The organism is Frankia tisae, assembly GCF_025403405.1.
Lineage (GTDB): Bacteria > Actinomycetota > Actinomycetes > Frankiales > Frankiaceae > Frankia > Frankia tisai.
In genome coordinates this window covers 1-1,690 of sequence record NZ_JANEZT010000656.1, presented here as the reverse complement: position 1 = coordinate 1,690, position 1,690 = coordinate 1, and the positions used below count along the sequence as shown (strand labels likewise).

Sequence of the window (1,690 nt, the reverse complement as noted above, 5' to 3'; positions counted from 1 at the left end):
GGGCGACGCCGGTGAGATTGCCGGGTGAGGGGCCGCAGCGGGTGTTGCGGACGATTGACGATGCGCGTGGATTGCGGGATGCGTTGAAGCCCGGGGTGCGGCTGGTGGTGGTGGGCGCGGGGTGGATCGGTGCCGAGGTGGCGACGGCGGCGGCGAAGATCGGTGCTGTGGTGACGGTGGTGGAGGCGGCGGATTCGCCGTTGCAGGTGGCGTTGGGTGATGAGGTGGGCGGGCAGACCGCCGCCTGGTACGGGCAGTCGGGCGTGGATCTACGGCTGGGGGTGTCGGTGCGGGAGATCGGTTCCGCCGGGTTGCTCCTGGGCGATGGTGAATGGTTGCCGGCGGACGAGGTGGTGGTGGGGGTGGGGGTGCGTCCGGAAACGGGCTGGTTGGCCGGGTCCGGTCTTGGCCTCGACCGTGGGGTTGTCGTCGATGAGCATCTTGCGGCCGGCTGGGATGAGGGCGGAGTCGGGCCGGCCGAACCGCCGGTGGTCGTGGTCGGGGACTGCGCGGCGTGGTGGTCGCGGCGGTACGGCCGGCGGCTGCGGGTGGAGCACTGGGAGTGCGCGCAGGGCAGTCCCGCGGTCGCCGCGGCCACGCTGCTCGGGGGTGAGGCGGTCTACGACCCGGTGCCCTACTTCTGGTCGGAGCAGTTCGGCCGGATGGTGCAGGTCGTGGGGTTGGCGGGAGAGCAGGACACGTTGGTGTGGCGGGGGGATCCCACCACGGTGGCCGAGCCGGCGGCGAAGCGGGCGCCAGGGTGGTCCGCGGGTTGGTTCGGGCCCGATGGTCGTCTTACCGCCATCGCGACGGTGAATCGTCCGATGGATGCGGTTGCGGCGCGCCGGTTGATCGCGGCCGATACAGTCATCGATCCTGCGCGGTTCGAGGATCCTTCCGTCGCGTTGAAGAACCTCGCGGCCGCCGCGTGAGGGGAGCAATACGCCGCTAGTTCCGCTCGCTTCCGTTGATTTTGTTGCGCTGAGTGCGGACCAGATTTCCTGCGCGCTACCGGAACTACCGGAAGATTGTTAGAATGCCCGCGGGCCGGTACTGGCCGGCTCGCGGGCCGCGGCGCTACCGGGTACGGCGCCGCGGCTCCGTCTGGCACCGTGCAGGTCGTTGGCACCATGCAGGTCGTTGGCACCGTGCAGGTCGCCGGCGCGGCAGCTTGCGGGAGTGAAGGGCCGCTCGAGACGCCCGTCTGCTGCGTCTAAATTTAAGGTAAAAAGTACCTTAATGAATGCGTCTCCAGTTGTCGGGATGCAGACCCGGCAGGTAGCGCACAGCAAGGGACGGCCGGACCGGTCCGTCGAAACGCGGACGCGGACTCCGCCGCTGGTGTCGCTCGCTGTGGTCCTATGAGCTGTGGTCCTATGGGGTGGACGGCGTGCGGCGACCCGGGAAGTCGCCGCAATGCCAACGAGGCGAGCGAAAGGTGCGGGTTACCCAGAGAAGTATCTCAGGTACGCGCAACAACACCACACCGACATATCGGGGTGGGTCCCTGCCATGTCGGCCGGATCGTCGCGTACCGTTCTAACTTCCAGCGTGATCGCCGACCCGGGGATGTTTCCCCCAAGGAGCTCATGTCTCTGCCGACGGTTCACTCGACCGCGAGCCGGCGCTTGCGAGTCCACCCCCGCGTCCATCCGTGGACCCGCCGGGTTCCGCGCCCGTGAGCGACACA

General features: G+C 68.6%; 1 protein-coding gene. It reads left to right on the top strand.

Going from position 1 to position 1,690, the window contains the following annotated elements; translation table 11 throughout:
• On the top strand, positions 1 to 932 hold a 932-nt coding region (locus tag NBZ85_RS30880), incomplete at its 5' end, for an NAD(P)/FAD-dependent oxidoreductase (protein WP_261563396.1).
• Positions 933 to 1,690 lie beyond the last annotated feature (758 nt).